A 24,388-nucleotide genomic window follows, 5' to 3' on the forward strand; every position below is an offset into this window, starting at 1 on the left:
CGAGACCATGGACAGCAATTTGAAGAACACTCTGATGACGGCGTTTCTGGCGCTGACATTCGGCTTTCTGGGCGCGGCGGCCTGGTCGATGCTTGGCCTTGCGGACAATCGCACACGCGCCTTCCTGATGGAGGAGCCGCAATTGCTGGTGGAGATGTCGACCGCGCTTCAGGAACAGCAGCTGCAGGAACGCCTCGCCGAAGTTGGCGATGACCTGTACCGGCCGTTCGCTGGCGCGGTGATGGGCAATCCCGAAGGCTCCAAGGTGCTGGTCGAATTTACCGACTACAATTGCGGTTTCTGCCGCACCAGCCTCGCCGATGTCCAGCGTCTGGTGAACGAAGACCCGGACCTCAAAGTGGTCCTGCGTGAGATACCCTTGCGTCAGGGCAGTGAGGGTTCCGCGCGCATGGCGCTCGCGGCCAGCCTGCAAGGCAAATACCGCGAATTTCACGAAGCGATGTTTGCTATTGGCGACACGTCACCCGCCGGGGTGGAGCGTGCCGCACAGCAAAGCGGCCTCGACATGGAACGCGCCCGCGCCGATGCGGCGAGCCAAGAGGTCTCGATTGAGCTCGCGCGCAACTACACGCTGCTGCAGGACCTTGGCCTCAACGGAACGCCCGCTTTCATCACGACGAACACCGTCATTCCCGGCGCCTATGGCTATGACGCGCTGAAAGCCGCGCTCGACGAAGCGGACAGCTGATGCGCACGGCGCTCGCCACCTGCCTGGCGCTTGCGGCCATCCCTGCCGCCCTGCCAGCGGTCTCGCTTGCGCACAGTGATGCGAGTGGCGTGAATTGGGAGCGGATCGACCTGCCAACGGAGCGCGCCGCGATTGAGCGGTATCAGAGCTTTGACCAGCGCTTGCAGGATGTCGGATGGCAGATGGTGCGCGGCAATGCGCGCTTTTGCGATCGGCGCATCCTCTCCATCGGGCTGCAACTCCAGGATCTCAAAAGCTATGGCGGGCCAGAAGTCGCCCGCCGCGCGCTGGGCATTCGCGGAGACTTCGCCGTTCAAACCGCCGCGCGCGGTTCGCCTGCTGCACAAACGGGCCTGTTCTCCAAGAACCGCGAGGTTACGCGGCTTGATGGCTTTGACCCGAATGAATGGGTCGCAGGCGACCGACTCTATTGGCAGCGGCTGACTCTCGCTCACGATCACATCGACGAAACGCTGATCGAACGCGGCTCGATTGCAATCGAGTTTGCTGATGGCGAGAGCACCCGTGTCACCCCGGTCGAGGTTTGCGCCACACGGTTTGAGCTGATGGGCGAGGGCCGCAAGGCGGTCGCCGATGGCGAGCGGGTGGTGATCGGGATCGACTTTCCCGCCTTTGCCTATTCGGAGGAGGTCTTTGCCGGTGTCGTCGCACATGAGCTGGCGCACAACCTGCTCCAGCACTCTGCCTGGCTCGACCGCAATGGCCGAAAGGCACGCAATGTCCGCGCGATTGAGCGGGAGGCCGACCGGCTGATGCCGTGGCTGATGGCCAATGCGGGCTATGATCCACGCTCAGCCCAGACTTTCATGGAGGAGTGGGGATCGCGCCATGATGGCGGCTGGCTGCGCGGACCGACCCATGATGGCTGGGACGAACGCGCCGAGTTCATCGCCGCCGAACTGCCCAAGATCTATGCGCTGCTGGAATCGACTGGCGAGGCCGACTGGCGCACCCATTTTGAGCGCGGCATCGATCCCAATCGCGGGCTTTAGGGCACCCGGTCAGTCGTGAGCTAACCTGCGGCAAAAGGTGGCTGACTTGCGCCCGCTCGCTGGCACACACGCAATTGCCGATGCGACGAACCGAAAAATGGGCTACACCTGTCTGCAATGTCGATGATGCGGATACAGCCGGCTCCCTTCTTTGCGAGCAAAAACCGCGCCTTCTGGAACCTCCAGCTGGCGGGCTGGGGCGGCTATTTCCTGCTACGGACCATGGTCGCCGTCGCCAACAGCCAGCCGCTCGACCTGCTGGTCGTGCTGTTGGTGACGACCGTGACCGGCTTCTCGATCTCGCTCGTCCTTTCCGTGATTTACCGCCAGCTGATCGGGCGCCAGCCGATTGTCACCTGGGGCGGCTCTTTCATCGTGCTGATGTTGGCGGTGATCATTTACGCGACCCTCGATGCGTGGTTGCAGGGCCTGTATTACGGCACTTTGCGTGAGACGACCTTTGCGCAGCGGCTGATCGGCCTGTCCTTCATCCCGCTAACGCTGCTGGGCGCATGGAGCGCGCTGTATTACGCGATCAACTTCTTCCTGACGGTCGAGCAGCAGGCGGACCGGTTGGAGCGGTTGGAGGCGCAGGCCACCGCCGCGCAGCTTGCGATGCTGCGTTATCAACTCAATCCGCACTTCCTGTTCAACACGCTGAATTCAATCAGCACGCTGGTGCTGCTCAAACAGACCGATCAAGCCAATGCGATGCTGACGCGCCTGTCCGGCTTCCTGCGCCACACGCTGATTACCGAACCGGGCAGTCAGGTCACGCTGGCGCAAGAGATTGAGACTTTGCAGCTCTATCTCGACATTGAACGCATGCGGTTTGAAGAGCGGCTGCGCACCCGGTTTGAGATTGACGACGCCGCGCTCTGCGCCAGCCTTCCCGCCATGCTGCTCCAACCGCTGGTCGAGAACGCGATCAAATATGCCGTCAGCCCGCAAGAGGAAGGCGCAGAAATCGCGCTTTCCGCACGCGTTGTCGGGCAACGCTTACGGATTGCGGTCGAGGATACAGGGCCCGGCGCTGATGGGCCAGTCCAGCTCTCCATGCTCGATCCCATCCAGCAGGTCGGCCAAAGTGCTGGACCGATTGCGCAAGGGTCGACCCAACCGATCTCGACCGGGGTCGGCCTTGCCAATATTCGCAACCGGCTGATGCAGTCTTATGGCGACGATCACCTGTTCGAAAGCCGCTCGCAAGCCGGCGGTGGCTTCACGGTTCTGATCGAAATCCCTTACCAGCCCGATGCGGACGCCGCGCCCGCAGAGGTTCTCGCCTCCCCCAAAGAGGCTCCCGATGCGGCCAACCCGCCCCAAACACCCCCCGCGATCACTGCCCCGGACAACACCCCCGAAGACGCCGGAAATGTGGTCAAAATCAACCCCAAAAGCGCTATTGGAAACTCCTAATGACGATACGCACTATCCTCGTCGATGACGAAAAACTCGCCATTCAGGGCCTTCAGGTCCGGCTCGAACCGTTTGAGGATGTCGAAGTGATCGACACCTGCTCCAACGGGCGAGAGGCAATCCGCAAGATCAAGACGGAGAAGCCCGATCTCGTCTTCCTCGACATTCAAATGCCGGGTTTTGACGGATTTTCCGTGGTCAAAGGCGTGATGGAGATCGAGCCCCCGCTCTTCGTCTTCGTCACCGCTTATGAAGAGCACGCGATCCGCGCCTTCGAAGCCAATGCGGTCAACTATCTGATGAAGCCGGTCGATTCGGACAAGCTCGCCGACACGATCGAGCGCGTCCGCCAACGCCTGGCTGAGAAGAAATCTACGGAGGATGCGGAGCAATTGCTCGGCGTGCTGTCCGAAGTCGCGCCCGACCGCGCGGCTGACTTTGGCGGCGATGGCACGGAAAGCGCAGACCGCTTCGAAAAGCTCATCAACGTCAAGGATCGCGGTCAGATCTTCCGCGTGGAAGTCGAAAGCATCGAGCATATCGAGGCCGCGGGCGACTATATGTGCATCTATACCGGCGACAATTCGCTGATCCTGCGCGAGACGATGAAGGATCTGGAGCGCCGCCTGGACCCCCGCAAATTCCAACGCGTGCACCGCTCGACCATCGTCAACCTGGATCAGGTCCGGCAGGTCAAACCGCATACGAACGGCGAGTGCTTCCTGGTGCTGGATAGCGGCACCGAGGTGAAGGTCTCGCGCAGCTATCGGGATGTCGTTGCTAGGTTTGTGCACTGATGTTTGTGTTCGCCCATCCGGGCGAACTCCTCGGTGCTGTTCCCTCCGCTTCGCTGCGGGGCACCTGCGGCTCGGCCGCGTGGCCTCGCGGTCCACTGGTCGTGGACCGAGCCAGCGCTACTCGCGCGGCTGGCACCAAGAGGCTAGGCGCTTCGTAGCTAGGTAATCGCGGAGCACGGCGGCGCAGCCGCCGCAAGGGCGACCGCCCGCCCGCAGCGACGCGACCTTCAGGTCGTGTGAGCGAGGATATCGCACCCCGGATGGGGTGCGCAAACAAAGACTCTCCTCCGGCGCTTGAGGCGAAACAAAAAAACGGCCAAGCAGTGCAACATGAGTACCTTTACCCTCCCCGGCTTCGACCTCGACGCATTCATCCGCGACACGCTTGCCGAGGACCTTGGCGTTGGTCTGGAGGGCGGCGGCAAAGATGTGACCTCGGAGAGCGTCATTCCGGCGGACGCGCGCTTCGCTGGCGTGATGGACAGCCGCGATGCGATTGTTGTCGCGGGACTTCCGCTGGCTGAGGCGTTTTTCCGGCATCTTGATCCTGATTGCATGATCGAAACGCTCGTTAATGACGGCGATGCGGTGGAGCCGGGGGCGGATTTGATGCGGCTTGAGGGCAATGCGCGCGCGCTGCTGACGGCGGAGCGCAGTGCGCTCAACATCGTGCAGCACCTCTCCGGCATCGCCTCGATGACGCGCGATTATGTCGCCGCGATGCAGGTGGGGTCAGGCACGTGCACTTTGCTCGACACGCGCAAGACACTGCCCGGCCTGCGCGTGCTGGAGAAATACGCCACCCGAAAAGGCGGCGCGCAGAACCACCGCATGGGCCTGTGGGACGCAGCGATGATCAAGGACAACCATGTCGCGGTGGCAGGGAGTGTCGGAGAAGCCGTCCGCCGTGCCGCAGAGGCAGGCGTCAAACCGATCATCTGCGAAGTCGACCACCTCGACCAGATCGAACCCGCGATTGAGGCAGGCGCGCACCACCTGCTGCTCGACAATATGCGGCCCGATACGCTCAAACAGGCGGTCGCCATCGTCAATGGCCGCACCGCGACGGAGGCGAGCGGTGGGATCAACCTCGACACCATTGCTGCGAAGGCAGCGAGCGGCGTCGACTATTGCTCCGTAGGCAGGCTGACCCAGAGTGCACCGGCGGCCGACGTCGGGCTGGACTTCAAGCCGGTATGAGGGTGGCAAGGGGGCCGAGGCCTTGGTCGATCTGGTTGTTTGCCACGCTCTTGCTCGGAGCAGCTCTATGGCACTTTATAGGCGGCCTGATGGATCTCTACAGCTGGTATTCGATGCTTGAATTGGACTCTTCGGCTGCCCGGGCAGAATTTGACAGGACTGTGGTTGAGCTCTCGGCGCGCTTCACGATCGCGGCTATTCCGGTGATTGCGATCTGGCTCTTCGCCAGCTCGATTGCGCGTTGGCTTGTGACCGTCGCGGCGATCGTGATGTTGGCCAACCTCCTCTATACGCTCGCAAGCTTTGCATATGACGGGCATCTCGGCGCCTATTTCAGTTACAATGCCAGCGACGCGATCACACCGATTGTCCTTGGCGTTGGCGCGGTTCTCCTCTTTCTTCCATCAGCGTCCGAATGGTTGGGCAAAGCCAGGGAGCCAAGGCAATCCGATGCTGCCATATTTGAATAGGCTGCTTGTTCTGGTTGCCCTGACAATGCCGACGGCGCTTTCCGCCCAGGCCTATCAATGCCGCGCGCCTAGCGTCTCGACCGTGCCGCGCATCACGCCCGATGCGCCGCGGCGGGACCTTGAGGTCACAGGCTACACGCTTGCGCTCAGTTGGTCGCCCGCCTTTTGCCGCACGCGGCAGGACTCGCGATCCCACCGCGTACAGTGCTCGGGAGAGAACGGGCGGTTTGGCTTTGTCGTCCATGGACTGTGGCCTCAGAGCGCGAATGGGCGATGGCCGCAATGGTGTGAAACGACCCGCCGCCTCACCCCGCGCCAGGTGCGCGAGAATATGTGCATGATGCCCTCGGCCCGCCTGATCGCGCGGCAATGGGAGAAGCACGGCAGCTGCATGGCGCGTCGGCCAGAGACGTATCTGGGCGTCACGCGCATTCTGTGGGAGAGTTTGCGCATCCCCGATTACGACCGCATCAGCCGCGAGGATGACCTCACCGCAGGGCGCATCCGGCAAGCCTTTGCCGATGCCAATGGGCGGCTTTGGCGACCGGAGAATATCGGCGTGAAGCTGAATGAGGACGGTTGGCTGGAGGAATTGCGCCTGTGCTACAACCGCCGCTTCCTCCCCACGCGCTGCGACCGGCGCAGGCTGGGCGCGAGGGATGCGACGCAAGCAAAGATTTGGCGGGGCCTGTAGGTTTAGACTGTAGCCTAACGCGCGCAGCTCAAATGCACGGACAGGATCGAGGCTCAACTCTCGCGCAACCTGCTCACTGGCGACGCCGGTAATCCTCTCCGCCGATCCACAGCACGCCGTATCTCCCTCCTCGCGCGGAAGCATCACGGTTGCCGCTGTAGAAGACGGTGGTGCGCAAGGTCCGGCCATTGGCGTAGGTGAGCGTGAGGTTCGCTCCGTCCAATTGCCAGCGCCCTCTATTTGCAGAGCCAGCGCGCGCAGCGGCGGCGGCCGAGCTGCCGCTGGTGCGGCTCGACTGGGTGAAGGTGCCGTCGCTGTTGAAGGTCAGCTGTTTAACCTGGGCTGTCAGAGTCTGGCCTCCAAAGGCGGTGTTCCCGCCTCCGCCAATGGCTTGATAGGTGCCGCGCAATTGGCTGGCGGAGGGCAAAGGGGCGGGCGGGCCGACGCTGGGCTTCAAGTCTGACGTATCGCCATCGGTCCAGCGCACCGCAAACTCGCTGCCATTGCGCCGCCAGGTTCCGACATGGCCACGGTCTTCGCGCCGGATCGCGGCCACGTTGATGTCATCGAGCGCATAGCTGCCCAGCCGCACCGCCGTTCCATCTTCGAGCAAAGCGATCAGGTGGTAGGTCGGATAGGCCGCTCCGCCCACGCCATAGGAATATTTGAGGTCGAACAGCACGCGTGCAACGGCGGGGCCAGAGCCGCTAGCGGGTGCTGCAACAGAGGGCGTTGGGGTTCGCGGTAGGGTTCTCGGCTGCGACGCGGCAAGCGCGCTCATCCGCTGAAGCACTTGCTCAGCGCGGGCATCAAAAGCTGGGTTTGAGCGCGCTGCCATATAGGTCACGACCATCACCGAACCGTCTGGTTTGCGGACGCCCACGGTGGTGCTCGCCATGGTGACGCCGCGGCGGGTATAGTCGATTTCGTGGATCTGAGCGGGGCCTCGAATGCTCTCCTCTGACCGCACGATCCGGTCGGCTCTGCCGGTAACGATGCCGGTGAACAACTCAACCTGCTCGGCCAAGTCACTGCCCAGCGGAAAGGTGCGAAACGCCATCGCCTCACCGGGAGGGTTCGACTGATAGATGATGACTTCGTTATTGACCGAGCGCGACCAGCCCTCAGGCGCAACCTCTTCGGGATTGGCCGAGAGGGGCGCAGCGAGAAGAGCCGCCAGTGCTGCCAGAAACGCCTTTAGAATTGGTGCTCGCATCGTCTGCCCCCTTAGTCGCGCATGCCGAAACTATCACAGCGCAGCAGCAAAGCTGTCATTCGCGCGCTGAACGGAGGCTGAGGCCTGATGAATGGGGCGGCGAAAGGGTGACGAGCGGTTAGGCCACCGCCGATTATGCCGATCCACCAATGCATTTCCACTGGCGGGCTGGGAAAGGACCTTCCTCGATTGAAAATTCAATAGGACTGTCCACTTGAGTCATCTCCGCAATCATTTGGGAGCCATCAGTGCGAAAGATCACGTAGCGGTACGGATGCTCAAATGCCCCTGACAAAGCCACCTCGCAACCAAATGCAGCCACCAACTCCGGCCCTAGGGGCAACAGGTCGAGTGGCTTGTCATAAGGGTATTGATCCAAGGTTATAGAATTCCATGGGTCTGATGCCGGAGGATCTACCCAGATCGAAAGAGCCTCGGAAGAAGAATTTGGCAGGTCGATCAGGTCAACAGGGCGAACTATTCTTTCTGAGGCAATCTGCAATAGGTCTGAGAACACCGTTCGGCACTCATCAAAGCTAACTGGCTTCCTGATTTCGACCTCATACATCATCGACAACCCCCTTCACCGCCGCTCCCTGAAGAACCCTCGCAGCAACTCGGCTGCCTCTTCCTCGCCCATGCCGGTGTAGACTTCGGGCTTGTGCATGCATTGCTCTTGCTCGAAGACGCGCGCGCCGTGTTCGACCCCTCCGCCTTTGGGATCGCTGGCGGCGTAGTAGAGGCGGGCGATGCGGGCGTGGCTGATGGCTCCGGCGCACATCACGCAGGGCTCCAGCGTGACATAGAGGTCGCAGCCGGTCAGCCGATCCTGTCCCAAGGTCTCTGCGCCTTCTCGCAGCACGCGCATCTCTGCATGGCCGGTCGGATCGGGGGGGAGCGGGTTGCGTTGCCCGCGACCGCGATAACCTCACCATCCTTGACCAGCACCGCGCCGACGGGCACTTCGCCTGCCTCAGCCGCTTTGCGCGCGGCATCCAGAGCGTGTCGCATGGGTTCGGGGAGCGGCCACTTCGTCATTACCCACCCAGCGCTAGTGATCTGAGGCCCACGAATCAATTGACGATTCGCTTGGGGGCAGCTATGCGCCGCGCTTTCCGGGATATCCGAGCGTTCGGACCGCGTATCGCGCGGTGTTCCCGCCACTGTAGACAAGAGACGAGATTTATCATGTCGCGCATTTGCGAACTGACCGGCAAGGGCCGCCAGGTGGGCAACAACGTTAGCCACGCCAACAACAAGACCAAGCGCGTCTTCCTGCCCAACCTGCAGAACGTTACCCTGCTGAGCGAGAAGCTCGACCGTGGTTTCAAGTTCCGCGTGTCGACCCACGGCCTGCGCTCGGTTGAGCACAATGGCGGTCTCGACAACTGGCTGCTGAAGACCAAGGACGACAAGCTGTCGCCGCGCGCACTCAAAGTGAAGCGTGAGCTGAAAAAGGCTGTCGCTGAGGCGTAAGCTTTTCGATCTGCCCTGCGGGGCAAGTCGGATTTCAAAAAGGCGTGCAGGGCTTGGGCCCTCGCGCCTTTTTGTATTGTAGGGTCTCTTGGAATCCTCACGGCTATTCCCTCCGCTTCGCTACGGGGCCGCTGCGGGCGCGCAGTCGCGCTTGCGAAGTCTGCGACTTCGTCGGGAGCTAGCGTTCCGCGTTTGGCGTGAAGACCAGCTTGGCGAGCAGGTTGCGCTGGAGGATCGAGAAATTGTTATCCGCGAGGATCCAGACGATGACCTCGCCATCCTCCCCCTCGCGCACTGCCAGCCCTTCGTAATTGTCGGCAGGGATCACTTCGTCGAGCAGCAAGGCGATCTCGGGCGCGAAAGGATCGGTTGAGCCGGGTGCGGGCGGCTCTCCGATCAGCAGCAGCGCTTCGAAATGCGGCACCCACAGCACCGGCTGCCGCATCAACACCAGCACGCGGCCATCGGGCAATTGCGCCATGTCGGAAGCGGCAAAGTCCGGCGCGGGGTTGGTGAAGGGGATGCGCACCGGTTGCCCTCCCTCAACTGGATCGCCCGGCCAGACAAGCGCGTAATCCTGCCTCTCTCCCAGCGCAAAGAAGCGCCCATCGGAGAGGCGCTCCATCGCCTCTAGCCCGCCATTGGCATACCAGTCCAGCTCCGGCTCAACACTGTCGAGAGCGACCATCCCATCGCCTTCGCTCGCGGCGGTGAAGCGGTGGATTGCGTGACGGAACTCATAACCGAGCCAATAAGTGCCGGTCGCCGGATCGCGGGTCGCGCTCTCGATATCCCACAGCTGGTACATCAGCTTGGGCTCAACCAATTGGCGCGTGACAGGGCGAGCGCGTGGCCGCGCGGGCTGATCGGGGACGGTGAAGGTGAAGCGCACGCCGCGGTCGGAGAACACTCGCAACGTGTTCTGGCCCAAAGGCAGGATCGCGGAGAAGCCGCCGAAGAACTTGCCCTGTCCGCTCTCGCCAGCAGCGCGATAGTCCCACACGCCTTCAACGCGCCATGCGGGGTCTGATGTGGAGGAAGCGCCAGCGACTTGCTCAACCGAAAATTGCGTCGGCAGTGTTTCGGAAATCTCAGAGCGCAGCCATGTGCCGGGCGCGGCCAAAGCGCAAAGGGCGACCAAAGCTGCAAGCCGCCTCTTGCGGATCATCCGCCCTGCTTTCCTAGTTCATGGGTCCGGCGAGCAGGCGCGGATCAAAGCGCGCGCCATTCCACCACAGGCCCCAGTCGAGATGCGGACCCGTGGAGCGGCCCGTGCTGCCGACATTGCCGATATGCTGGCCTTGGCGCACTTCATCCCCAACCTGCACATGGATTTTGGAGGCATGGAGGAACGCGCTGTTCAGCCCGGCCCCGTGGTCGATGATGATCAGCCCGCCTTCGAAGATGTAATCCATCCCGGCAAGCACCACGACGCCATCAGCCGGCGCTACGAAAGGCACTCCATTGCCCGGCGCGATGTCGATCCCACGGTGATATCCCGCTTTCTCGCCGCTGTAATAGCGCTGCACGCCAAACGGGCTGGAGATGCGCCCCTTTACCGGCCAGATGAAGTCCTGCCGCCACCCTTGCGCGCCGGTGTCTTGAGCACGCGCTGCATTGATCGCATCGATCTGCGGCTGGCGGCGCTGCATGAAGGCGGCGCTCGGCCCGCCGGGGCGACGGCGGATATTGAGACGCTGGGTCTGCCATGTGCGCTGTGACAAGGACAGCTCCTCGCGCACCACCTGCCCTGTTTCGAGATTGGCGCTCAGCATGACGGAGGTGCCAAGGTCACGGTCAAAGGCGGCGAAGAACGAGCCGTCCTCGGCAAATTTGATGGCGCGCTCACCAAGGCTGGCGGAGACGGTCCCATCGGGGACCAGCCCGCGAATAAAGCCGCCCTGCGTCAGCTCGCCCGAATAGGAGAAGCGCGTGTTCTGTCCAGCGAAAGGCTCTGATGCAGCGTCTTCAGCGATGGGTTCGCGAGCAACCTCGATCACAGTCGCCTCAGCCGGCGCTTCCGACACGCCTTTGGGCGTGGCCGCTTCGCTGCCAGAACAGGCGGTGAGACCAGCGGTGCCCAGCACGAGCGCCGCGCCCGCTGCCAACAGCGCGCGCATCCCGTTCAAACCTTGCCCAACAGGCGGTTGGTCGCGATCTCTGCGGTCGCGTAGGCCTCCTGATGCTCCGCGCTCCAATAGCACAATTCCTCAAGCGGAATTTCCGCGCCCGACACCGCGCACACGACAAATTGTCCAGAGCGCAAGATGCGGTAGTTGGAGGGGAGATATTGGAGCTTTGCGGCCTTATCGCCTTTATACATCAACATGTCGTCCCTTTAGCACAGTCATTTAGCCGAACAAATCCTCTTGGCGCGGACCCGCATCCTTTCGCCGCGATGCTTTGCGCTTGGGGGCCGGGGGCGGAGGCGTGGATGCAGCGGGAGGAGGCGCATCGCCTACGCCAACACCCAGCTCGCCATCCTTGAATTTGAGCGAAAGCGCACTCTCCCGCTCGGCCTGCGCTTTGGTCGTCAGCGCGACGCCGTCAGCACTGCGGACGATGGCATAGCCTCGCTCCAGCGGCTTGTCGGGGTGAAGCTGCTCGGCAATCCGCGCAAGGCTCGCGAGCCTCTCGCGGGCATTCGCAATGGGACGCTGCACGAGGGCGGGCGTCAAGCGCACCGCATCGAGCCGCTCCTTGCGCCGATCGAGGCTCTGCTCAAGCAAACGCGGATTGAGGCGCGAGGCCCATCCGGCGAGTTTTTCCCGCCCGCGCCCAGCCCGGTCCATCAGCCCGCGCCGCAGCCGCTCGGTCGCGTCATCAAGCCGCTGGGCCTGAGGTTGAAGCAGAGCCTCAATCCGAGGCATCCGCCGCATCCGCGCATCCAGCCGCTCACGCCCAAGCTCCACCGGGCGATGCACCGCACGGCGCTGGCGAGCTCCGAAATCGGCAAGCGTCGCCTCCAGATCCGCGCGCACCGGCACCGCCATTTCAGCAGCAGCGGTGGGAGTCGGCGCACGGCGGTCGGCGGCAAAGTCTGCGAGCGTCGTATCAGTCTCATGCCCCACAGCGGAGATAACCGGGATGGTACATTCAGCGATGGCGCGCACCACCGCTTCCTCGTTGAAGCCCCACAGATCCTCGATCGAGCCGCCCCCGCGTGCAACGATCACCAGATCGGGCTTTGCGACCGCTCCGCCCGGAGAAAGCTCTGAAAAACCACGGATAGCGCCCGCCACCTGCTCCGCTGCGCCCTGCCCCTGCACCAACACCGGCCAGACAATCACATGGCTTGGGAAGCGATCGGCGAGCCTGTGGAGGATGTCACGGATAACCGATCCGGTTGGTGAAGTGACAACACCGATGGTGCGCGGCAGATAAGGCAATCGCTTTTTGCGCGCCTCGTCAAACAGGCCTTCTGCCGCCAGCCGCGCGCGGGTTTTCTCGAGCAGTGCCAGCAAAGCGCCCTCGCCCGCCAGCTCCAGCCGCTCGATCACGATCTGATACTTCGACTGGCCGGGATAGGTGGTGAGCTTACCCGTAGCGATCACCTCCAGCCCTTCCTCGGGCTCAAAGGTCAGGCGCGCCGCATTGCCCTTCCAGATCACCGCGTCGAGGTTCGATTTCTCGTCCTTCAGCGTCGTGTAGACATGACCCGAGCGCGGGCGTGAGACCCGCGAAATCTCGCCCCGGACGCGGACATAGCCGAACTGATCCTCCACCGTGCGCTTCAGCGCGAGCGAAATCTCGGTGATCGAGAGCGGCTCGGCGTTGTCGCCCTGTCGCTGGCGCGCTACCAGCCCATTGGTTTCATTATTGGAAGGCGGAGGGGCCATGAATATCCTGCTCATCGGATCGGGAGGTCGCGAACATGCGTTAGCGTGGAAGCTCGCGCAATCCCCCTCCCTGTCAAAGCTCTACGCCGCCCCCGGAAATCCGGGCATGGCTGAGGTTGCCGAGCCCGTCACGCTGGATGTCGGCGATCACACGGCGGTGATCGACTTTTGCGAGCTGCACGCGATTGGTCTGGTCGTGGTCGGGCCTGAGGCGCCGCTGGTCGACGGCCTCGCCGATTCGCTTCGCAAGCACCATATCCCAACCTTCGGTCCATCAGCCGACGCGGCCCAGCTCGAAGGGTCCAAGGGCTTCACCAAGGATCTGTGCGCGCGCGCCAATATCCCCACCGCAGGCTATGTCCGCACGACGTCTTTAGAGGAGGCCAAGACGGCGCTCAGCGATTTTGACGCGCCCTATGTGCTCAAGGCCGATGGCCTCGCCGCGGGCAAGGGGGTGGTGATCGCCGAAACCCACGAAGAGGCACTCGCCGCGCTCGAGGACATGTTCGGCGGGCAGTTCGGAGCAGCGGGCGCAGAGGTCGTGATCGAGGAATTCATGGTCGGCGAGGAAGCGAGCCTCTTTGCGATCACCGATGGCGAGACGATCCTTCCCTTCGGCACCGCGCAGGACCACAAACAGGTAGGTGAGGGCGATGTCGGGCCCAATACTGGCGGCATGGGCGCCTATTCGCCCGCCTCCATCGTGACACCCGAGGTTTTGGAAACCGCCTTCAAGACCATTATTGAGCCGACCGTAAAGACCCTTGCTGCCGAGGGAACGCCCTATTCCGGCGTGCTCTATGCAGGCCTGATGCTGACCGACCAAGGCCCCAAGCTGGTCGAGTACAATTGCCGCTTCGGCGACCCGGAATGCCAGGTGCTGATGATGCGCTTCGCCGGAGACCTCGCCGCCGTGATGCTCGCCTGCGCCAAGGGTGAGTTAGCAGGTGAGGAGGCAGAGTTCTCCGACAGCGCCGCGCTCACCGTCGTCATGGCCGCCAAGGGCTATCCCAGCACCCCGGAGAAAGGCGGCGCAATCGAGCTGTGGGACGCCGAACGGCTAGGCTCGAAAATCTTCCACGCCGGCACCGCGCTGGACACAGACGGCACGCTCTACGCCAAGGGAGGCCGCGTCCTCAACGTCACCGCAACCGGAGACAGCGTGACCGCAGCAAAGGCGCGCGCCTACGAAACGGTCGACGCCATCGAATTCCCGAGCGGGTTTTGCCGGCGCGATATCGGGTGGAAGGAAGTGGCTCGGGAGGGTTAGCGGCTAAGACTCACTCAAGCGTCTTCCCTAAAGCCCAGTCAGGCGAATTTAGCCAATAGCCAGTCTAATCGCGTCCACTTTGCCATTTTCAATGGTGACACGAATGGTCGATGCGAAATAGTCTTCGACGCATTCATTGACCGTCACAAGTCCCGAATTTTCAAGCACTTTCAATGCGCGCAGTGCCTGGCCTTGCGTGAAGTCAGTGATCGAATGAAGCTGCCTAAGCTCTGTGGTCAGGCCGTTATCCTGCCGAACGCGAAGGACCTTCAGGAGGTGCTTCGCGTGCTCGCGGCAGAGGCTCTCATCCGCCGAGGCCGTGTCGCGCGAAGAGGGAGCTGCTTGAAATGAGGAGCGCAGCTTTTTTACCAGATGAGTGACTGTGCGCATATCAAACCCCTTGCGAATCCAAATGCCCGGCGGCGCGCTTGGAGGAAACCAACGCACCACCGGGACTACTTGTTCGGATTTCGAGCCAGCGCGAAACGCCAGCTCAAAACGCGACCCGAACGGCTGCGCTGCTCGGAGCGCGTGGGGCCAATAGACGTCTATTGAAATCGCCGCAGTCGCCCAACCGGGGGACATGTGGTATATTTATGGGGCAATGCGGGACCTGGTACCTAGAATCGATAGCTTGAACGATATGACTTCGGTTCTCGAACTTGTTCGAGATGTCTGCATTGAGAATGGCGTGAAGCGCATGAGCTATCACTTCTCGCCCATATTCGATGAACCAACTTCAATGCGAACGATCGTATATGCACACGGTTTCTCGCCGGAATGGCTTGAGAAGTATGAGCAGTCCGACTTTCGTTCGCATGACCCGATCCCAAGCCGCACCTATGCAACCGGGGAGTCCATGACATGGGCCGAAGCAATGGCGGCAGAGCCAAACACCCCGGAGCAAGAAGCCTATTTGGCTGCGATGAAGGCTGAAGGGCTCGAACATGGCTTTGGCCTTGTGCTCTTTGGCCCAAAAGGCAGGCAGGCCTACGCTTCTTTTGATTTCGGATTGCCGCTCGAAACGCTTGAGCCGCAAACGGTCGCATTTATCAGGTCACTCGCCCAGATGGCGCATCAGCGGCTGTGCCATCTCGTTGACGAAGAGCATCAGCCCACTGCCTTGTCCAAGCGCGAGAGTGAGGTCCTGTCCTGGATGGCTCGCGGGAAGTCATCTTTTGACATCGGCGTTATTCTGGATCTGTCACCGGAGACCGTGAAAACCTATCGAAAGCGGGTCTTTGAAAAGCTCAATACCCACGACCGATTGAGCGCGGTCATCCGCGCGTTGAAACTCGGCTTGATCTATATCTGACGATCATTCTGAACGCAGCGCGGATACGTTTGAAAGGCGAGGAACAAGAGGCCTGCTCCCAAGCGAATTATCTGTCACACTAGGCTTTCAAGACACATTTCTCGCAAAGGCTGCGCCCTCTTCAAAATTGATCTTGATCAATGAAGTCGGGCGCTTTCCGGCTCATAAGTGGGGTATGATGACACCCAGCACCCGCCTCGCCCTGATCCTTGCAGCTCCGCTTAGCCTTGCGGCCTGCCAGACCGCGCAGCCTGCCGCTCCGCAAGTTGCGGCCTCCAATGCCGAGCCTGCTCGTCCGACCGCCTTTATCGAGGCGGCTTGTGGCGGGTGCCATGCGGTGGAGCCTCCCTTTCAGTCGCCCAATGAACTCGCGCCGAGCTTTGAGCATATCGCCAATGCACGGGGGCTGGATCGCGAGTCGCTCGCGGCGTGGCTGACCAATGCGCACAACTATCCCGAGGTGATGGACTTCGATCTCACGCCTGAGAGGGTGGAGGAGGTCGCGGATTACATGATCACGCTCCAGCGCGAGGATTACAAGCCGACCGGGTGAGGCGATCCCGCAACCTGCCCCAACATTTCCCGGGGCGTTTTCCTACAGGCCACGCGCCTGATACAGTGCGCGCCGCTCTTTCAGACCTGTGAATCCCCCGCCCCTACGAGAAGCCCCGCCGGAAAAGCGGGGCTTTCGTCGTTTCATGCGCGCGCTCTAGGAACAAGGAGCTGTGCGGATGCACTTCATCAACTTGCATTTTGCGCAAGTTGCAACACTCCTACAGACTCTGCTCCATCAGCGCCTGCATGTCCGCCTCGGGCCGCGGCCCGTAATGCGCGATTACTTCCGCCGCTGCGATGGCGCCGCGTTTGAGGCACACTTCCAGCTTCTCGCCTTTGGCGAAGCCTGCAAGGAAACCCGCTGCGAATTGGTCGCCTGCGCCGGTCGTGTCGATGACTTTGGCAACGGGAGCGGCGGCCACCACGGCCCGCTCTCCATGGGCATCGGCCACCGCGCCCTTAGGCCCGCGTGTTGCGACGAGGACCGGCACTTTTGGAGAGATGGCATCGAAGCCTGTGTCGAAATCCTCTTCCCCGGTCAGCGTTGCCAGCTCGCTTTCATTGACGAACAGGATGTCGATCAGCCCATCGTCGATCATTGCGTGGAAGTCGTCGCCGTGCCGTTCGATGACGAAGCTCTCCGAGGCAGTGAAGGCGACCTTGCGACCCGCCCCGCGCGCGACTTCGATGGCTCGGCGCATGGCACGGCGCGGCTCTTCCGGATCCCACAAATAGCCTTCGAGGTAGAGGATCGCTCCGCTGGCGATGAGATCCTCATCCAGAGCCTCTTTGGGCAGAAACTGGCCTGCGCCAAGGAAGGTGTTCATCGTCCGCTCCCCATCGGGAGTGACAAAGATCATCACGCGGCCCGTCGCAGGCTCTCCATCACGCGCCGGCGTGTCGAAATCGATCCCGGTGGCGCGCATGTCGTGGCGAAAGACATCGCCCAGCTGGTCCGCCGCCACCTGGCCGATAAAGGCGCATTGGAGGCCGAGCGTGCTCAGCCCCGCCAGCGTGTTGGCCGCCGAACCGCCCGAAAGCTCCCGCGCGGGCGGCATGGCATCGTACAGCTCCTTGGCGCGCGCTTCGTCGATCAAGGTCATCCCCCCGCGATTGAGGTCGAGCTCCTCGATCAGTTCGTCAGAGCAGCTGGCAATCACGTCCACCACGGCGTTGCCGATGGCGATGACGTCGTAACGGGTTTCTGAAGCACTGTTGGCCAAGGGGGCGATCCTTCTTGCGTTTGGGAATAAGTTGCCAGCGCCTAGCCCGGCGCGTGGCCCTCGCCAAGCGGGAAAAGTGTTGGAACTGGCGGCATCGCGTTTGACTTGGGGCAGGGCGCGCCGCATTCGGACCGGATGAGCGCTGTCCTCCAAGCTCTGGCCCGCGCCTTTGGCCAGCTGAGCGATCCGGCAATTGTGCGGGTCATGATCCGCTCGATTGCGGTCACGGTGCTGGTCTTCATCGCGCTCGGCGCGAGCGTCTATGGCGCAGCTTTGGCAATGGCGTCCTTTGGTTGGCTCGATCCCGGATCGTCGATTGGCTTTCTGGTCGCCGTGCTAGTCGCGGTTCTCGCCGGATGGCTGCTATTCCGAGTGGTCGCGGTCGCGGTGTTGCAGTTTTACGCCGACCGAGTGGTGCTTGCGGTGGAAGCGGCGCACTACCCCCAAGCGCTCAGCAAAGCGCGAGCCCTGCCCATTCGCGAGGACCTCAGCAATTCACTGTGCGGGATCGGGCGCACGCTCGGCCTCAACCTCCTGGCACTGCCGGTCGCGGGCCTGCTGCTGGTGACAGGGATCGGACCGGCCGCGGTGTTCTTCGGGGTCAATGCCTGGCTTCTGGGACGCGAGCTCACCGACATGGCGTGGTTGCGCTATCGTGAGGGGGCTGGAGAGCCGACCCCCGTGCCGCAAGCCGAGCGCTTAATGCTGGGGGCAGCGGTGGCTGCTATCATGCTGGTGCCGGTCCTGGGTCTGATCGGGCCCATCATTGGAGCCGCAGCGGGCACGCATCTGGCGCACCGGGCAATGGAAGGGCGGAAATTGAAGACGGAGAGCATGGGTGCATAGGCTTGCGATGATCCTGACGGCTGGTGCCGCTCTGGCCGGATGTGCCGGTGGAGGCGCGAGCGATCGCTTTGTCCGCACCGGAACGACGGCTCCGCAGCCGCAGCCGGTGGTGACTGGCCAAGCTCCGATCAACGAGGTCTTCGTCGCGCCGCGTCTGCAGCAGGGCAATGGACTCGACAGCGTAATCGGGGAGAATGCGCACGCTCTGACAGGCCGCTTTGGCAGGTCGAGGCTCGAACGGGTCGAAGGCGATGCGCGCAAATTGCAGTTCGCTGGGCAAAATTGCGTGCTCGACGTCTATCTCTACCCCTTACAGGCGGGCGGCACGCCGATAGCGACCCATGTTGAGGCGCGGGCGCGGCAAGGCGGAGGCGACTATGACCGTGCGCAGTGCATCGCGGATCTGTCACGCTAACTGCCCATGTTCGCGTTGGTAACTCGGTCTTAAGTACATTCATGCGATGGCTCAGCTGAAAGTTAAGGGGCCACAACCATGACCACGCAATTCTCCGATCTCGCTCAGCGCGTCGCCGCTGATGGCATTGTCACCGCTGACGAAGTGCTCGCGCTGCGCCGCGAGGGCTGGGGCGATGGGATCATCACCCGCGAAGAGGCCGAGGCTTTGTTCGCGATCAACAATGTGATCACTGAGCGTGATGACCAATGGTGCGACTTTTTCGTCGAGGCTGTCGGCGAATATGTCCTCAACGGCACCGAGCCAAAGCGTCAATGTTGTGAGGCAGAGGCCGACTGGCTGATCGCGCAGATAGACCATGATGGCGTGTGCGAAAGCCATGTGGAGCTGGAGACGCTCGTGCGCATAATCGAGCGTGCCGAGAACGTGCCTGATAAGCTCAAGAACTACGTCATCGCTCAGATCGAAAAGGAAGTGCTCGAAGGCACAGGCCCGACGCGCTGTGGCGGCGAGCTGTCGTCGAAGCACATTACGGACGCTGAGGTGAAAATCCTGCGCCGCGTTGTCTTTGCAAGCGGTGGCTATGGCCCGGCTGCGGTCAACCGGTTTGAGGCAGAGATGCTCTTCCGCATCAAGGACGCAACACTCGCCGAAGACAATGCGCCGGAGTGGGAGGACCTGTTCCTCGACGGTGTCAGCAACCACATTCGCGGCTTTGCGTTCAAGAACGCGCAGATCGATCACCAACGCCGGCGCGAGCTTGAAGCCTTCGTCCAAGACACGAGCACCGATAAGGTCGGCTTCTTCAAGTCGATGTTCAAGCAGCGCCCCGACAAAGATTCAGGCCTCGACATGATCGCGGGCACAGCTTCAACCCTCGTCACCGGCAAAAAGCGTGGCGGAGCGGTTTCGGAGTTTGGCGGCAAGCGGCTCGTGGAAGAGTCCGAAAAGGGCTCGGAATTCACCGAGTTCGAGCAGGACTGGCTGATGAACCGCATGATCACTGCTGACGGCCAAACCGATGATCTGGAGCGCCGCCTGCTCCAACGGATCATTGAAGAAGCTGAGTGAAAATTAGTCCCGGAGGCCTGCAAAACCCTTCGCGTCTAACGCTCGCAAGCGCCTTTGGCGGTGTTTGAAGAACTGTCCAACTAACAACGCCACTATCGGCGTCAAAACCCCTGCATCAAAGCGCAGGCGGTCGGTGTAGAGCGTGCCTTCGCCCATAGGCTCTGCTTCGATCCGGTGGTCCCATTGCTTGAGCAGCGGCCCATAGCCCTGATCGCGCAGCACCGGCCCATCCTCATCGGGGGCGGAGAAGCTGACGACAATCGCCTGCCATCCGATGGGAATGAGGCCGAACAGCGCCATCCGCCCGCGATATTCGCGCTCCTCCCAGATGTCGGGAAAACGCTCCATCCCGATGGGCGAAAACTGCACGAGAGGGGCCGCGACATGAACGAACAGGGCAGGCCGCATGATGGCGGCACGTACGTCCTCAGGACTGGACGTAAGCTGGCTCGAAAAAACCAGCTCGCGTACCATCAGACCATGAAGCTCTCACCGCAGCCACACGCTCCTTTGGCGTTGGGGTTTTCGAACACAAAACCGGCGGTGAAGTCGTCTTCTTGCCAGTCCATCGTCGACCCGACGAGGTAGAGCACGGACGCGCCATCAATGTAGAAGATCCCGCCCGGTGTTTCGATCTTTTCGTCGAACTTGGCTTCCTCGGTAACGTAGTCGACCGAATAGGCGAGGCCCGAGCACCCGCGACGCGGGGTCGAGAGTTTGACGCCGATTGCGTCCTCTGGCGCCTTGCTCATCAACTCAGCAATGCGCGCTTCAGCACCCTTGGTCAGGATCACCGCCGCGGGACGTTCGCGTGTCTTTGTGTCAGTCATTTGGCGCTCCCTTTTGCCAAAGAAATGTGAGCGGTGGCGAGTTTGGTCCTATCACGCCGCGAGAACGGTTCCGCGCGAGAACCGGCGCGCAGCGGACTTAAGGTCCGTGAGCACCGGAAGCGCAGCGCGGGGCCGTTCGCAGCAAGTGAGAGGGCCGAAATCGACATCGCTCAGAGCATTCCCAGTTCGAGCCGAGCCTCATCGCTCATCTTCTCCGGGCTCCACGGCGGATCCCAGACGAGATTGACTTCGGCATCGCGGATGCCGGGCACCGAGGCGGCGCGCAATTCGACCTCTCCGGGCATGGTCTCCGCGACGGGGCAATGCGGCGTAGTCAGTGTCATGGTGACGGTCGCATCCGCTTCGTCATCGACCTCGACACCATAGATGAGGCCGAGATCGTAAATATTCACGGGGATCTCCGGATCATAGATTTCCTTCAGCGCGTCGATAACGGCGGCCTGAAGGTCGCTCCCGGGGCCGCCGGGGCTGTCGGCTGCGGGAGCTTGATGCAGGAACCCTTCGAGGTAATCGCGCTCGCGCTTGGGAGCACTTTGGGGCTCAGCAGCAGGCGCAGCGTCCGGATCAATCGCATCCTCAACCCGTGCACGTGGTGGCTTATCGGCGGTCATGTCGTCCATGTTCTGAGGCTCGTCCATAGCCATCATCCTTTTCCAAAAATCCTGCGCGTGCGGGCAATCCCTTCCAGCAACGCATCGACATCTTCCTCGGTCGAATAGAGCCCGAAACTCGCGCGCGCGGTGGCCGGTACGCCGAGGTAGTCCATCAACGGCTGCGCGCAATGGTGGCCCGCGCGGATCGCGACATTCGCCTCATCCAGAATCGTGCCAAGGTCATGCGGGTGGATGTCGTCAATCGCAAAGCTGACGATCCCAGCGCTGTCCTCCGGCCCATAGACCGTGACATCGTTCATCGCCTTAAGCTCACGGCGCAGGCGGGTGACGAGAGCGGCCTCGCGGGTGTGCATTGCCTCAAGGCCGACCTCTGCAACGTAGTCAGCGGCGGCGGCGAAGGCGATCGCCTCTGTGATTGCAGGCGTGCCCGCTTCGAAGCGTTGCGGGCCGGAATTGTAGGTGGTCTTGGCAAAGGTCACGCGGTCGATCATCGCACCGCCGCCTTCCCAGGCTGGCATTTCCGCGAGGATGTCGGCGCGTGCCCAAAGCGCTCCAATCCCGGTCGGGCCGTAGAGTTTGTGCGCGGAGAAGACGTAGAAGTCGCATTCCAGAGCCTTCACGTCGACGGGCATATGCGGCACCGCCTGACAGCCATCGAGCAGCAGCTTCGCCCCAACCGAATGCGCCATGTCTGCCGCGCGCTTGGCATCCAGCACACTGCCGAGCACGTTGGATACATGCCCGAAAGCCACCAGCTTGTGGTCGGGCGTGATCATTGCTTCGGCTGCGTCGAGGTCGATCTGGTGATCGTCGGTCAGTGGCAGGACATCTATCTCAGCACCCACCGCCTCCGCCAGCATCTGCCAGGGCACAATGTTGGAGTGGTGTTCAAGCTGCGAAAGCAGGATGCGGTCGCCCGCTTTCAGGTTCGCCCGGCCCCAGCTATTCGCCACGAGGTTGATCGCCTCGGTTGCACCTCGGGTGAAGACAATTTCGTCCTCCGTGCCGCCGATCAGAGAAGCAATCCGCCGCCGCGCCGCTTCATAGGCGAGCGTCATATCGGCCGAGCGTGAGTAAACCCCGCGGTGCACCGTCGCGTAATCCTGGCCCATGGCGCGCGCCATTGCATCGATCACAGCCTGCGGCTTCTGCGCCGTCGCCGCCGTGTCGAGATAATGCCAGGGCTTACCATCCGGAGTGTTCAGGCCCGGAAAATCAGCGCGCAAATCGCGGTCTAGAGTGACGGGAGCGTTCACACTGAGGCTCCAATTGGTGCGTCTGCAAGCCGCTCCAGCGCGGCATTGAGGAGTCGCTCATGCTCCGCTTCGTCATCCAGCTCAACAAAGGCATCGCCAAGGAACGCTTGCACCAATAGACGCTGCGCCATTTCCGGAGAGAGGCCGCGCGCAGCCATGTAGTAGCGCGCGCCTTCATCCAGCTGGCCGACCGTCGCACCGTGCGCGCATTTCACGTCGTCGGCGAAGATCTCAAGCTGCGGGACTGCGTTGGCGCCCGCTCCCGCCTCCAGCAGCAATCCTTTGAAATCCTGCGCCGCGTCGGTCTTCTGCGCGTGGCGCGCGACATTGATCTCGCCGAGGAAATTGCCCGTGCCCGTGCCCCAATGGACGCTGCGCACGGTCTGGTTAGAGGTCGCATCCGGCTCTGCGTGGATGGTGGTGGTAACGAATTCGCGCACCGCGTCGCCGCCGCCGATCGTCACGCCGCCAAATTCAAAGTGAGCGCCTTTGCCAAGCGTCACTTCGATCTCGAGCCGTGTGAAATCGCCGCCCAGATTGGTCGCAAAAATCTCCGCCCGCGCGCCGTCGCCAACTGCAATTCGCAGACGCTTTACCTCGGGTGCATCACCGCCGATGACGAAGCATTGCCGCTCCGTCGCGCCAGCGGCCAGCACGAGGTCCTGCCACTCGGCAATGCCTGCAAGACCCAAACGCTCAACCGCGTCCATATCGGCATAGCGCCATGCCTCGTCACGGCGTGTGGGGAGGGTTTCTGCGAGAGCCATCAGGCCATCACCTCTTCCATCAGCGCGTCATAGCCCTCTTGCTCCAACCGCAGAGCAAGTTCGGGACCGCCAGTCGTCACGATCCGACCATCAGCGAGCACACTCACACGGTCCGGCTTCACGACGTCGAGCAAACGCTGATAGTGGGTGATCAGCAACACGCCCTTATCCGAGCTGCGCATGATTGCATTGATGCCTTCGCCCACGATCCGCAAAGCGTCGATGTCGAGGCCGGAATCCGTCTCATCCAGCACCGCGAATTTGGGGCCTAGAATGCCCATCTGGACCATCTCAGCACGCTTCTTCTCACCGCCGGAGAAGCCGACATTGACCTGCCGCTTGAGCATTTCCATGTCCATTTTGAGCAGCGCCGCCTTCTCTTTGGCGAGCTTCAGGAACTCACCGCCCGTCAGCGGCTCTTCCCCGCGATATTTGCGCTGAGCATTGAGCGCTTCTCGCAGGAACTGCACGTTGGAGACGCCGGGGATTTCAACCGGGTACTGAAAGCCGAGGAACAGGCCAGAGGCCGCCCGCTCATGCGGATCAAGCTCAAGCAAATCTTCCCCTGCGAACTCAACCGAGCCGCCGGTTACTTCGTAGCCTGGCTTGCCGCCCAGCACGTGAGCAAGCGTCGACTTGCCCGCGCCATTGGGGCCCATGATCGCATGGACTTCGCCCGGTGCGACGCTGAGGCTCAGGCCTTTGAGGATTGGCTTATTGCCGTCCTTCGCTTCGACCTCTGCATGGAGGTCCTTAATCGTTAACACTGGAAGACTCCTGTTGGCTGGCCAGTTCGGCTGCGGCCTGTCGGCGCGCCTGCTCATCCAGCAGGTCTTGATAGTCGTCTTCGGCAGCCGCGGCGGTCGAATCGGTGCGGGCTTTCACGACCGAGGCATCGCGCAGTTCAAGCACGAGGCCCTGCCGCTCACGATCTTCAGAGAACTGCGACTGATTGGCCTGCATGGCGCGGATCGTGAAGGAGAACTGGTTGTCGAGATCGGCGCCGCGCGCGATGTGGATGCGGCCGATATGTTCAAACACTTCGCGCACATCATTGGGTTGGTAGTCGCTATATTGCGTCTTCCCGGCGAGCAGTTGATTGGCAGCCTCTTGCGACTGGGTCGAAACATCCTCGCACGCAACGATGTCGCTGCGGTGCTGAATCTCGAAGTCAGGCACACCGCTAATGTCGCGCTTTTGCCCGGTGAGGCAGCGGCGATAATCGTCGACATAGGGCTGGATCAGACGCGGATATTCGAGCGTCCAGGTCTCTGGCGCGTCGTTCTCAACCGCCATCGGCGCAGCGCCAGCAGCTTGGAGAGCAAGGATCGGAGAAAGCATCAAGATTACGCTGGTCATGTGTTGTTGATTC

At 62.0% G+C, this 24,388-nt stretch carries 29 protein-coding genes and 1 pseudogene; 14 read left to right on the top strand and 16 right to left on the bottom strand.

Annotation, left to right across the window (positions count from 1 at the left end; translation table 11 throughout):
• Positions 1-7: 7 nt before the first annotated feature.
• From AC0V6X_RS13145 to AC0V6X_RS13175, 7 genes are all read left to right on the top strand, one after another.
• Positions 8-709, top strand: coding sequence for a DsbA family protein (locus tag AC0V6X_RS13145; RefSeq protein WP_486184998.1), 702 nt, complete (start codon positions 8-10; stop codon positions 707-709).
• Entirely contained in the window at positions 709-1,722 is a 1,014-nt protein-coding gene (locus AC0V6X_RS13150; protein WP_486184999.1) for a M48 family metalloprotease, read from the top strand. The genes AC0V6X_RS13145 and AC0V6X_RS13150 overlap by 1 nt, the downstream gene beginning before the upstream one ends.
• 117 nt (positions 1,723-1,839) lie before the next feature.
• A complete protein-coding gene (locus AC0V6X_RS13155; protein ID WP_486185000.1) occupies positions 1,840-3,141 on the top strand; it encodes a sensor histidine kinase in 1,302 nt (433 codons plus the stop codon).
• The gene (locus AC0V6X_RS13160) at positions 3,141-3,938 is read left to right on the top strand and encodes a LytR/AlgR family response regulator transcription factor (RefSeq protein WP_486185001.1); all 798 of its coding nucleotides are present in this window, start codon (positions 3,141-3,143) and stop codon (positions 3,936-3,938) included. The genes AC0V6X_RS13155 and AC0V6X_RS13160 overlap by 1 nt, the downstream gene beginning before the upstream one ends.
• Positions 3,939-4,268: 330 nt before the next feature.
• Positions 4,269-5,138 (top strand): carboxylating nicotinate-nucleotide diphosphorylase, encoded by an 870-nt coding sequence (nadC, locus tag AC0V6X_RS13165; RefSeq protein ID WP_486185002.1) that lies wholly within the window; start codon positions 4,269-4,271, stop codon positions 5,136-5,138.
• Between the two features lie 89 nt (positions 5,139-5,227).
• On the top strand, positions 5,228-5,608 hold the full coding sequence (locus AC0V6X_RS13170) for a hypothetical protein (RefSeq protein WP_486185003.1): 381 nt from the start codon (positions 5,228-5,230) through the stop codon (positions 5,606-5,608).
• Positions 5,589-6,302: a ribonuclease T2 family protein gene (locus tag AC0V6X_RS13175; RefSeq protein WP_486185004.1), complete on the top strand. Its 714-nt coding sequence runs from the start codon at positions 5,589-5,591 to the stop codon at positions 6,300-6,302. Before AC0V6X_RS13170 ends, AC0V6X_RS13175 begins: the two co-directional genes overlap by 20 nt.
• Positions 6,303-6,375: 73 nt before the next feature.
• Here the strand turns inward: AC0V6X_RS13175 and AC0V6X_RS13180 are convergent, their stop codons facing one another.
• The 3 genes and pseudogenes from AC0V6X_RS13180 to AC0V6X_RS13190 all read right to left on the bottom strand — a co-directional run bounded on the left by AC0V6X_RS13180 (position 6,376) and on the right by AC0V6X_RS13190 (position 8,556).
• Complete coding sequence (locus tag AC0V6X_RS13180) at positions 6,376-7,518, bottom strand: lipocalin family protein (protein ID WP_486185005.1); 1,143 nt, start codon at positions 7,516-7,518, stop codon at positions 6,376-6,378.
• 133 nt (positions 7,519-7,651) lie between these two features.
• Positions 7,652-8,089 carry a hypothetical protein gene (locus AC0V6X_RS13185; RefSeq protein WP_486185006.1) on the bottom strand — a complete coding sequence of 146 codons (438 nt, stop codon included), beginning with the start codon at positions 8,087-8,089 and terminating at the stop codon, positions 7,652-7,654.
• 12 nt (positions 8,090-8,101) lie between these two features.
• Positions 8,102-8,556: pseudogene (locus tag AC0V6X_RS13190) on the bottom strand (nucleoside deaminase).
• A 150-nt stretch (positions 8,557-8,706) separates the two neighbouring features.
• On the opposite strand from AC0V6X_RS13190, the gene rpmB reads away from it, so the two are divergent.
• On the top strand, positions 8,707-8,994 hold the full coding sequence (gene rpmB, locus AC0V6X_RS13195; protein WP_486185007.1) for a 50S ribosomal protein L28: 288 nt from the start codon (positions 8,707-8,709) through the stop codon (positions 8,992-8,994).
• Between the two features lie 178 nt (positions 8,995-9,172).
• Here the strand turns inward: rpmB and AC0V6X_RS13200 are convergent, their stop codons facing one another.
• Genes AC0V6X_RS13200 through xseA form a run of 4 tightly spaced genes read right to left on the bottom strand, consistent with a single transcriptional unit; the run spans position 9,173 to position 12,833 of the window.
• Complete coding sequence (locus tag AC0V6X_RS13200; RefSeq protein WP_486185008.1) at positions 9,173-10,162, bottom strand: esterase-like activity of phytase family protein; 990 nt, start codon at positions 10,160-10,162, stop codon at positions 9,173-9,175.
• Between the two features lie 13 nt (positions 10,163-10,175).
• Entirely contained in the window at positions 10,176-11,114 is a 939-nt protein-coding gene (locus AC0V6X_RS13205) for a M23 family metallopeptidase (protein WP_486185009.1), read from the bottom strand.
• A 5-nt stretch (positions 11,115-11,119) separates the two neighbouring features.
• Positions 11,120-11,323: a DUF2093 domain-containing protein gene (locus AC0V6X_RS13210; protein WP_486185010.1), complete on the bottom strand. Its 204-nt coding sequence runs from the start codon at positions 11,321-11,323 to the stop codon at positions 11,120-11,122.
• Between the two features lie 22 nt (positions 11,324-11,345).
• Entirely contained in the window at positions 11,346-12,833 is a 1,488-nt protein-coding gene (gene xseA / locus AC0V6X_RS13215; RefSeq protein WP_486185011.1) for an exodeoxyribonuclease VII large subunit, read from the bottom strand.
• On the opposite strand from xseA, the gene purD reads away from it, so the two are divergent.
• Positions 12,832-14,103, top strand: coding sequence for a phosphoribosylamine--glycine ligase (gene purD / locus AC0V6X_RS13220; RefSeq protein ID WP_486185012.1), 1,272 nt, complete (start codon positions 12,832-12,834; stop codon positions 14,101-14,103). The two genes, xseA and purD, sit on opposite strands and share 2 nt — an antisense overlap.
• 48 nt (positions 14,104-14,151) lie before the next feature.
• On the opposite strand, the gene AC0V6X_RS13225 is transcribed toward purD, so the two are convergent.
• Positions 14,152-14,688, bottom strand: a complete 537-nt coding sequence (locus tag AC0V6X_RS13225; protein ID WP_486185013.1) for a hypothetical protein — start codon at positions 14,686-14,688, stop codon at positions 14,152-14,154.
• Between the two features lie 58 nt (positions 14,689-14,746).
• On the opposite strand from AC0V6X_RS13225, the gene AC0V6X_RS13230 reads away from it, so the two are divergent.
• A complete protein-coding gene (locus AC0V6X_RS13230) occupies positions 14,747-15,418 on the top strand; it encodes a helix-turn-helix transcriptional regulator (RefSeq protein WP_486185584.1) in 672 nt (223 codons plus the stop codon).
• 178 nt (positions 15,419-15,596) lie between these two features.
• On the top strand, positions 15,597-15,971 hold the full coding sequence (locus tag AC0V6X_RS13235) for a c-type cytochrome (protein WP_486185014.1): 375 nt from the start codon (positions 15,597-15,599) through the stop codon (positions 15,969-15,971).
• A 220-nt stretch (positions 15,972-16,191) separates the two neighbouring features.
• Here the strand turns inward: AC0V6X_RS13235 and AC0V6X_RS13240 are convergent, their stop codons facing one another.
• Positions 16,192-17,196: an adenosine kinase gene (locus tag AC0V6X_RS13240; RefSeq protein WP_486185015.1), complete on the bottom strand. Its 1,005-nt coding sequence runs from the start codon at positions 17,194-17,196 to the stop codon at positions 16,192-16,194.
• A 135-nt stretch (positions 17,197-17,331) separates the two neighbouring features.
• On the opposite strand from AC0V6X_RS13240, the gene AC0V6X_RS13245 reads away from it, so the two are divergent.
• From AC0V6X_RS13245 to AC0V6X_RS13255, 3 genes are all read left to right on the top strand, one after another.
• Positions 17,332-18,042, top strand: coding sequence for an EI24 domain-containing protein (locus tag AC0V6X_RS13245; protein WP_486185016.1), 711 nt, complete (start codon positions 17,332-17,334; stop codon positions 18,040-18,042).
• Positions 18,035-18,457: a hypothetical protein gene (locus tag AC0V6X_RS13250; protein WP_486185017.1), complete on the top strand. Its 423-nt coding sequence runs from the start codon at positions 18,035-18,037 to the stop codon at positions 18,455-18,457. The genes AC0V6X_RS13245 and AC0V6X_RS13250 overlap by 8 nt, the downstream gene beginning before the upstream one ends.
• A 78-nt stretch (positions 18,458-18,535) precedes the next feature.
• Positions 18,536-19,528 (top strand): hypothetical protein, encoded by a 993-nt coding sequence (locus AC0V6X_RS13255; protein ID WP_486185018.1) that lies wholly within the window; start codon positions 18,536-18,538, stop codon positions 19,526-19,528.
• Between the two features lie 3 nt (positions 19,529-19,531).
• On the opposite strand, the gene AC0V6X_RS13260 is transcribed toward AC0V6X_RS13255, so the two are convergent.
• The 7 genes from AC0V6X_RS13260 to AC0V6X_RS13290 all read right to left on the bottom strand — a co-directional run bounded on the left by AC0V6X_RS13260 (position 19,532) and on the right by AC0V6X_RS13290 (position 24,375).
• Entirely contained in the window at positions 19,532-20,002 is a 471-nt protein-coding gene (locus AC0V6X_RS13260) for a hypothetical protein (protein WP_486185019.1), read from the bottom strand.
• Positions 20,002-20,358, bottom strand: a complete 357-nt coding sequence (locus AC0V6X_RS13265) for a HesB/IscA family protein (protein WP_486185020.1) — start codon at positions 20,356-20,358, stop codon at positions 20,002-20,004. The genes AC0V6X_RS13260 and AC0V6X_RS13265 overlap by 1 nt, the downstream gene beginning before the upstream one ends.
• Before the next feature lie 170 nt (positions 20,359-20,528).
• On the bottom strand, positions 20,529-21,017 hold the full coding sequence (locus AC0V6X_RS13270) for an SUF system Fe-S cluster assembly protein (RefSeq protein WP_486185021.1): 489 nt from the start codon (positions 21,015-21,017) through the stop codon (positions 20,529-20,531).
• Positions 21,018-21,022: 5 nt separating this feature from the next.
• Positions 21,023-22,249, bottom strand: a complete 1,227-nt coding sequence (locus tag AC0V6X_RS13275) for an aminotransferase class V-fold PLP-dependent enzyme (RefSeq protein WP_486185022.1) — start codon at positions 22,247-22,249, stop codon at positions 21,023-21,025.
• Complete coding sequence (locus AC0V6X_RS13280) at positions 22,246-23,016, bottom strand: SufD family Fe-S cluster assembly protein (RefSeq protein ID WP_486185023.1); 771 nt, start codon at positions 23,014-23,016, stop codon at positions 22,246-22,248. The genes AC0V6X_RS13275 and AC0V6X_RS13280 overlap by 4 nt, the downstream gene beginning before the upstream one ends.
• On the bottom strand, positions 23,016-23,783 hold the full coding sequence (gene sufC / locus AC0V6X_RS13285) for a Fe-S cluster assembly ATPase SufC (RefSeq protein ID WP_486185024.1): 768 nt from the start codon (positions 23,781-23,783) through the stop codon (positions 23,016-23,018). The genes AC0V6X_RS13280 and sufC overlap by 1 nt, the downstream gene beginning before the upstream one ends.
• Entirely contained in the window at positions 23,770-24,375 is a 606-nt protein-coding gene (locus AC0V6X_RS13290) for a hypothetical protein (protein WP_486185025.1), read from the bottom strand. The genes sufC and AC0V6X_RS13290 overlap by 14 nt, the downstream gene beginning before the upstream one ends.
• Positions 24,376-24,388 lie beyond the last annotated feature (13 nt).

This window comes from Erythrobacter sp. S267, from assembly GCF_057365045.1.

Coding starts and splice junctions, on each gene's coding strand:
- AC0V6X_RS13255 (WP_486185018.1), top strand. CDS start 18,536: ATGACCACGCAATTCTCCGATCTCGCTCAGCGCGTCGCCGCTGATGGC.
- AC0V6X_RS13245 (WP_486185016.1), top strand. CDS start 17,332: ATGAGCGCTGTCCTCCAAGCTCTGGCCCGCGCCTTTGGCCAGCTGAGC.
- AC0V6X_RS13145 (WP_486184998.1), top strand. CDS start 8: ATGGACAGCAATTTGAAGAACACTCTGATGACGGCGTTTCTGGCGCTG.
- AC0V6X_RS13230 (WP_486185584.1), top strand. CDS start 14,747: ATGACTTCGGTTCTCGAACTTGTTCGAGATGTCTGCATTGAGAATGGC.
- AC0V6X_RS13280 (WP_486185023.1), bottom strand. CDS start 23,016: ATGGCTCTCGCAGAAACCCTCCCCACACGCCGTGACGAGGCATGGCGC.
- AC0V6X_RS13210 (WP_486185010.1), bottom strand. CDS start 11,323: ATGTTGATGTATAAAGGCGATAAGGCCGCAAAGCTCCAATATCTCCCC.
- AC0V6X_RS13290 (WP_486185025.1), bottom strand. CDS start 24,375: ATGACCAGCGTAATCTTGATGCTTTCTCCGATCCTTGCTCTCCAAGCT.
- rpmB (WP_486185007.1), top strand. CDS start 8,707: ATGTCGCGCATTTGCGAACTGACCGGCAAGGGCCGCCAGGTGGGCAAC.
- AC0V6X_RS13170 (WP_486185003.1), top strand. CDS start 5,228: ATGGATCTCTACAGCTGGTATTCGATGCTTGAATTGGACTCTTCGGCT.
- AC0V6X_RS13235 (WP_486185014.1), top strand. CDS start 15,597: ATGACACCCAGCACCCGCCTCGCCCTGATCCTTGCAGCTCCGCTTAGC.
- AC0V6X_RS13225 (WP_486185013.1), bottom strand. CDS start 14,688: ATGTCCCCCGGTTGGGCGACTGCGGCGATTTCAATAGACGTCTATTGG.
- xseA (WP_486185011.1), bottom strand. CDS start 12,833: ATGGCCCCTCCGCCTTCCAATAATGAAACCAATGGGCTGGTAGCGCGC.
- AC0V6X_RS13205 (WP_486185009.1), bottom strand. CDS start 11,114: ATGCGCGCGCTGTTGGCAGCGGGCGCGGCGCTCGTGCTGGGCACCGCT.
- AC0V6X_RS13150 (WP_486184999.1), top strand. CDS start 709: ATGCGCACGGCGCTCGCCACCTGCCTGGCGCTTGCGGCCATCCCTGCC.
- AC0V6X_RS13270 (WP_486185021.1), bottom strand. CDS start 21,017: ATGGACGAGCCTCAGAACATGGACGACATGACCGCCGATAAGCCACCA.
- AC0V6X_RS13180 (WP_486185005.1), bottom strand. CDS start 7,518: ATGCGAGCACCAATTCTAAAGGCGTTTCTGGCAGCACTGGCGGCTCTT.
- AC0V6X_RS13175 (WP_486185004.1), top strand. CDS start 5,589: ATGCTGCCATATTTGAATAGGCTGCTTGTTCTGGTTGCCCTGACAATG.
- AC0V6X_RS13160 (WP_486185001.1), top strand. CDS start 3,141: ATGACGATACGCACTATCCTCGTCGATGACGAAAAACTCGCCATTCAG.
- AC0V6X_RS13185 (WP_486185006.1), bottom strand. CDS start 8,089: ATGATGTATGAGGTCGAAATCAGGAAGCCAGTTAGCTTTGATGAGTGC.
- nadC (WP_486185002.1), top strand. CDS start 4,269: ATGAGTACCTTTACCCTCCCCGGCTTCGACCTCGACGCATTCATCCGC.
- AC0V6X_RS13155 (WP_486185000.1), top strand. CDS start 1,840: ATGTCGATGATGCGGATACAGCCGGCTCCCTTCTTTGCGAGCAAAAAC.
- purD (WP_486185012.1), top strand. CDS start 12,832: ATGAATATCCTGCTCATCGGATCGGGAGGTCGCGAACATGCGTTAGCG.
- AC0V6X_RS13265 (WP_486185020.1), bottom strand. CDS start 20,358: ATGACTGACACAAAGACACGCGAACGTCCCGCGGCGGTGATCCTGACC.
- AC0V6X_RS13200 (WP_486185008.1), bottom strand. CDS start 10,162: ATGATCCGCAAGAGGCGGCTTGCAGCTTTGGTCGCCCTTTGCGCTTTG.
- AC0V6X_RS13260 (WP_486185019.1), bottom strand. CDS start 20,002: ATGGTACGCGAGCTGGTTTTTTCGAGCCAGCTTACGTCCAGTCCTGAG.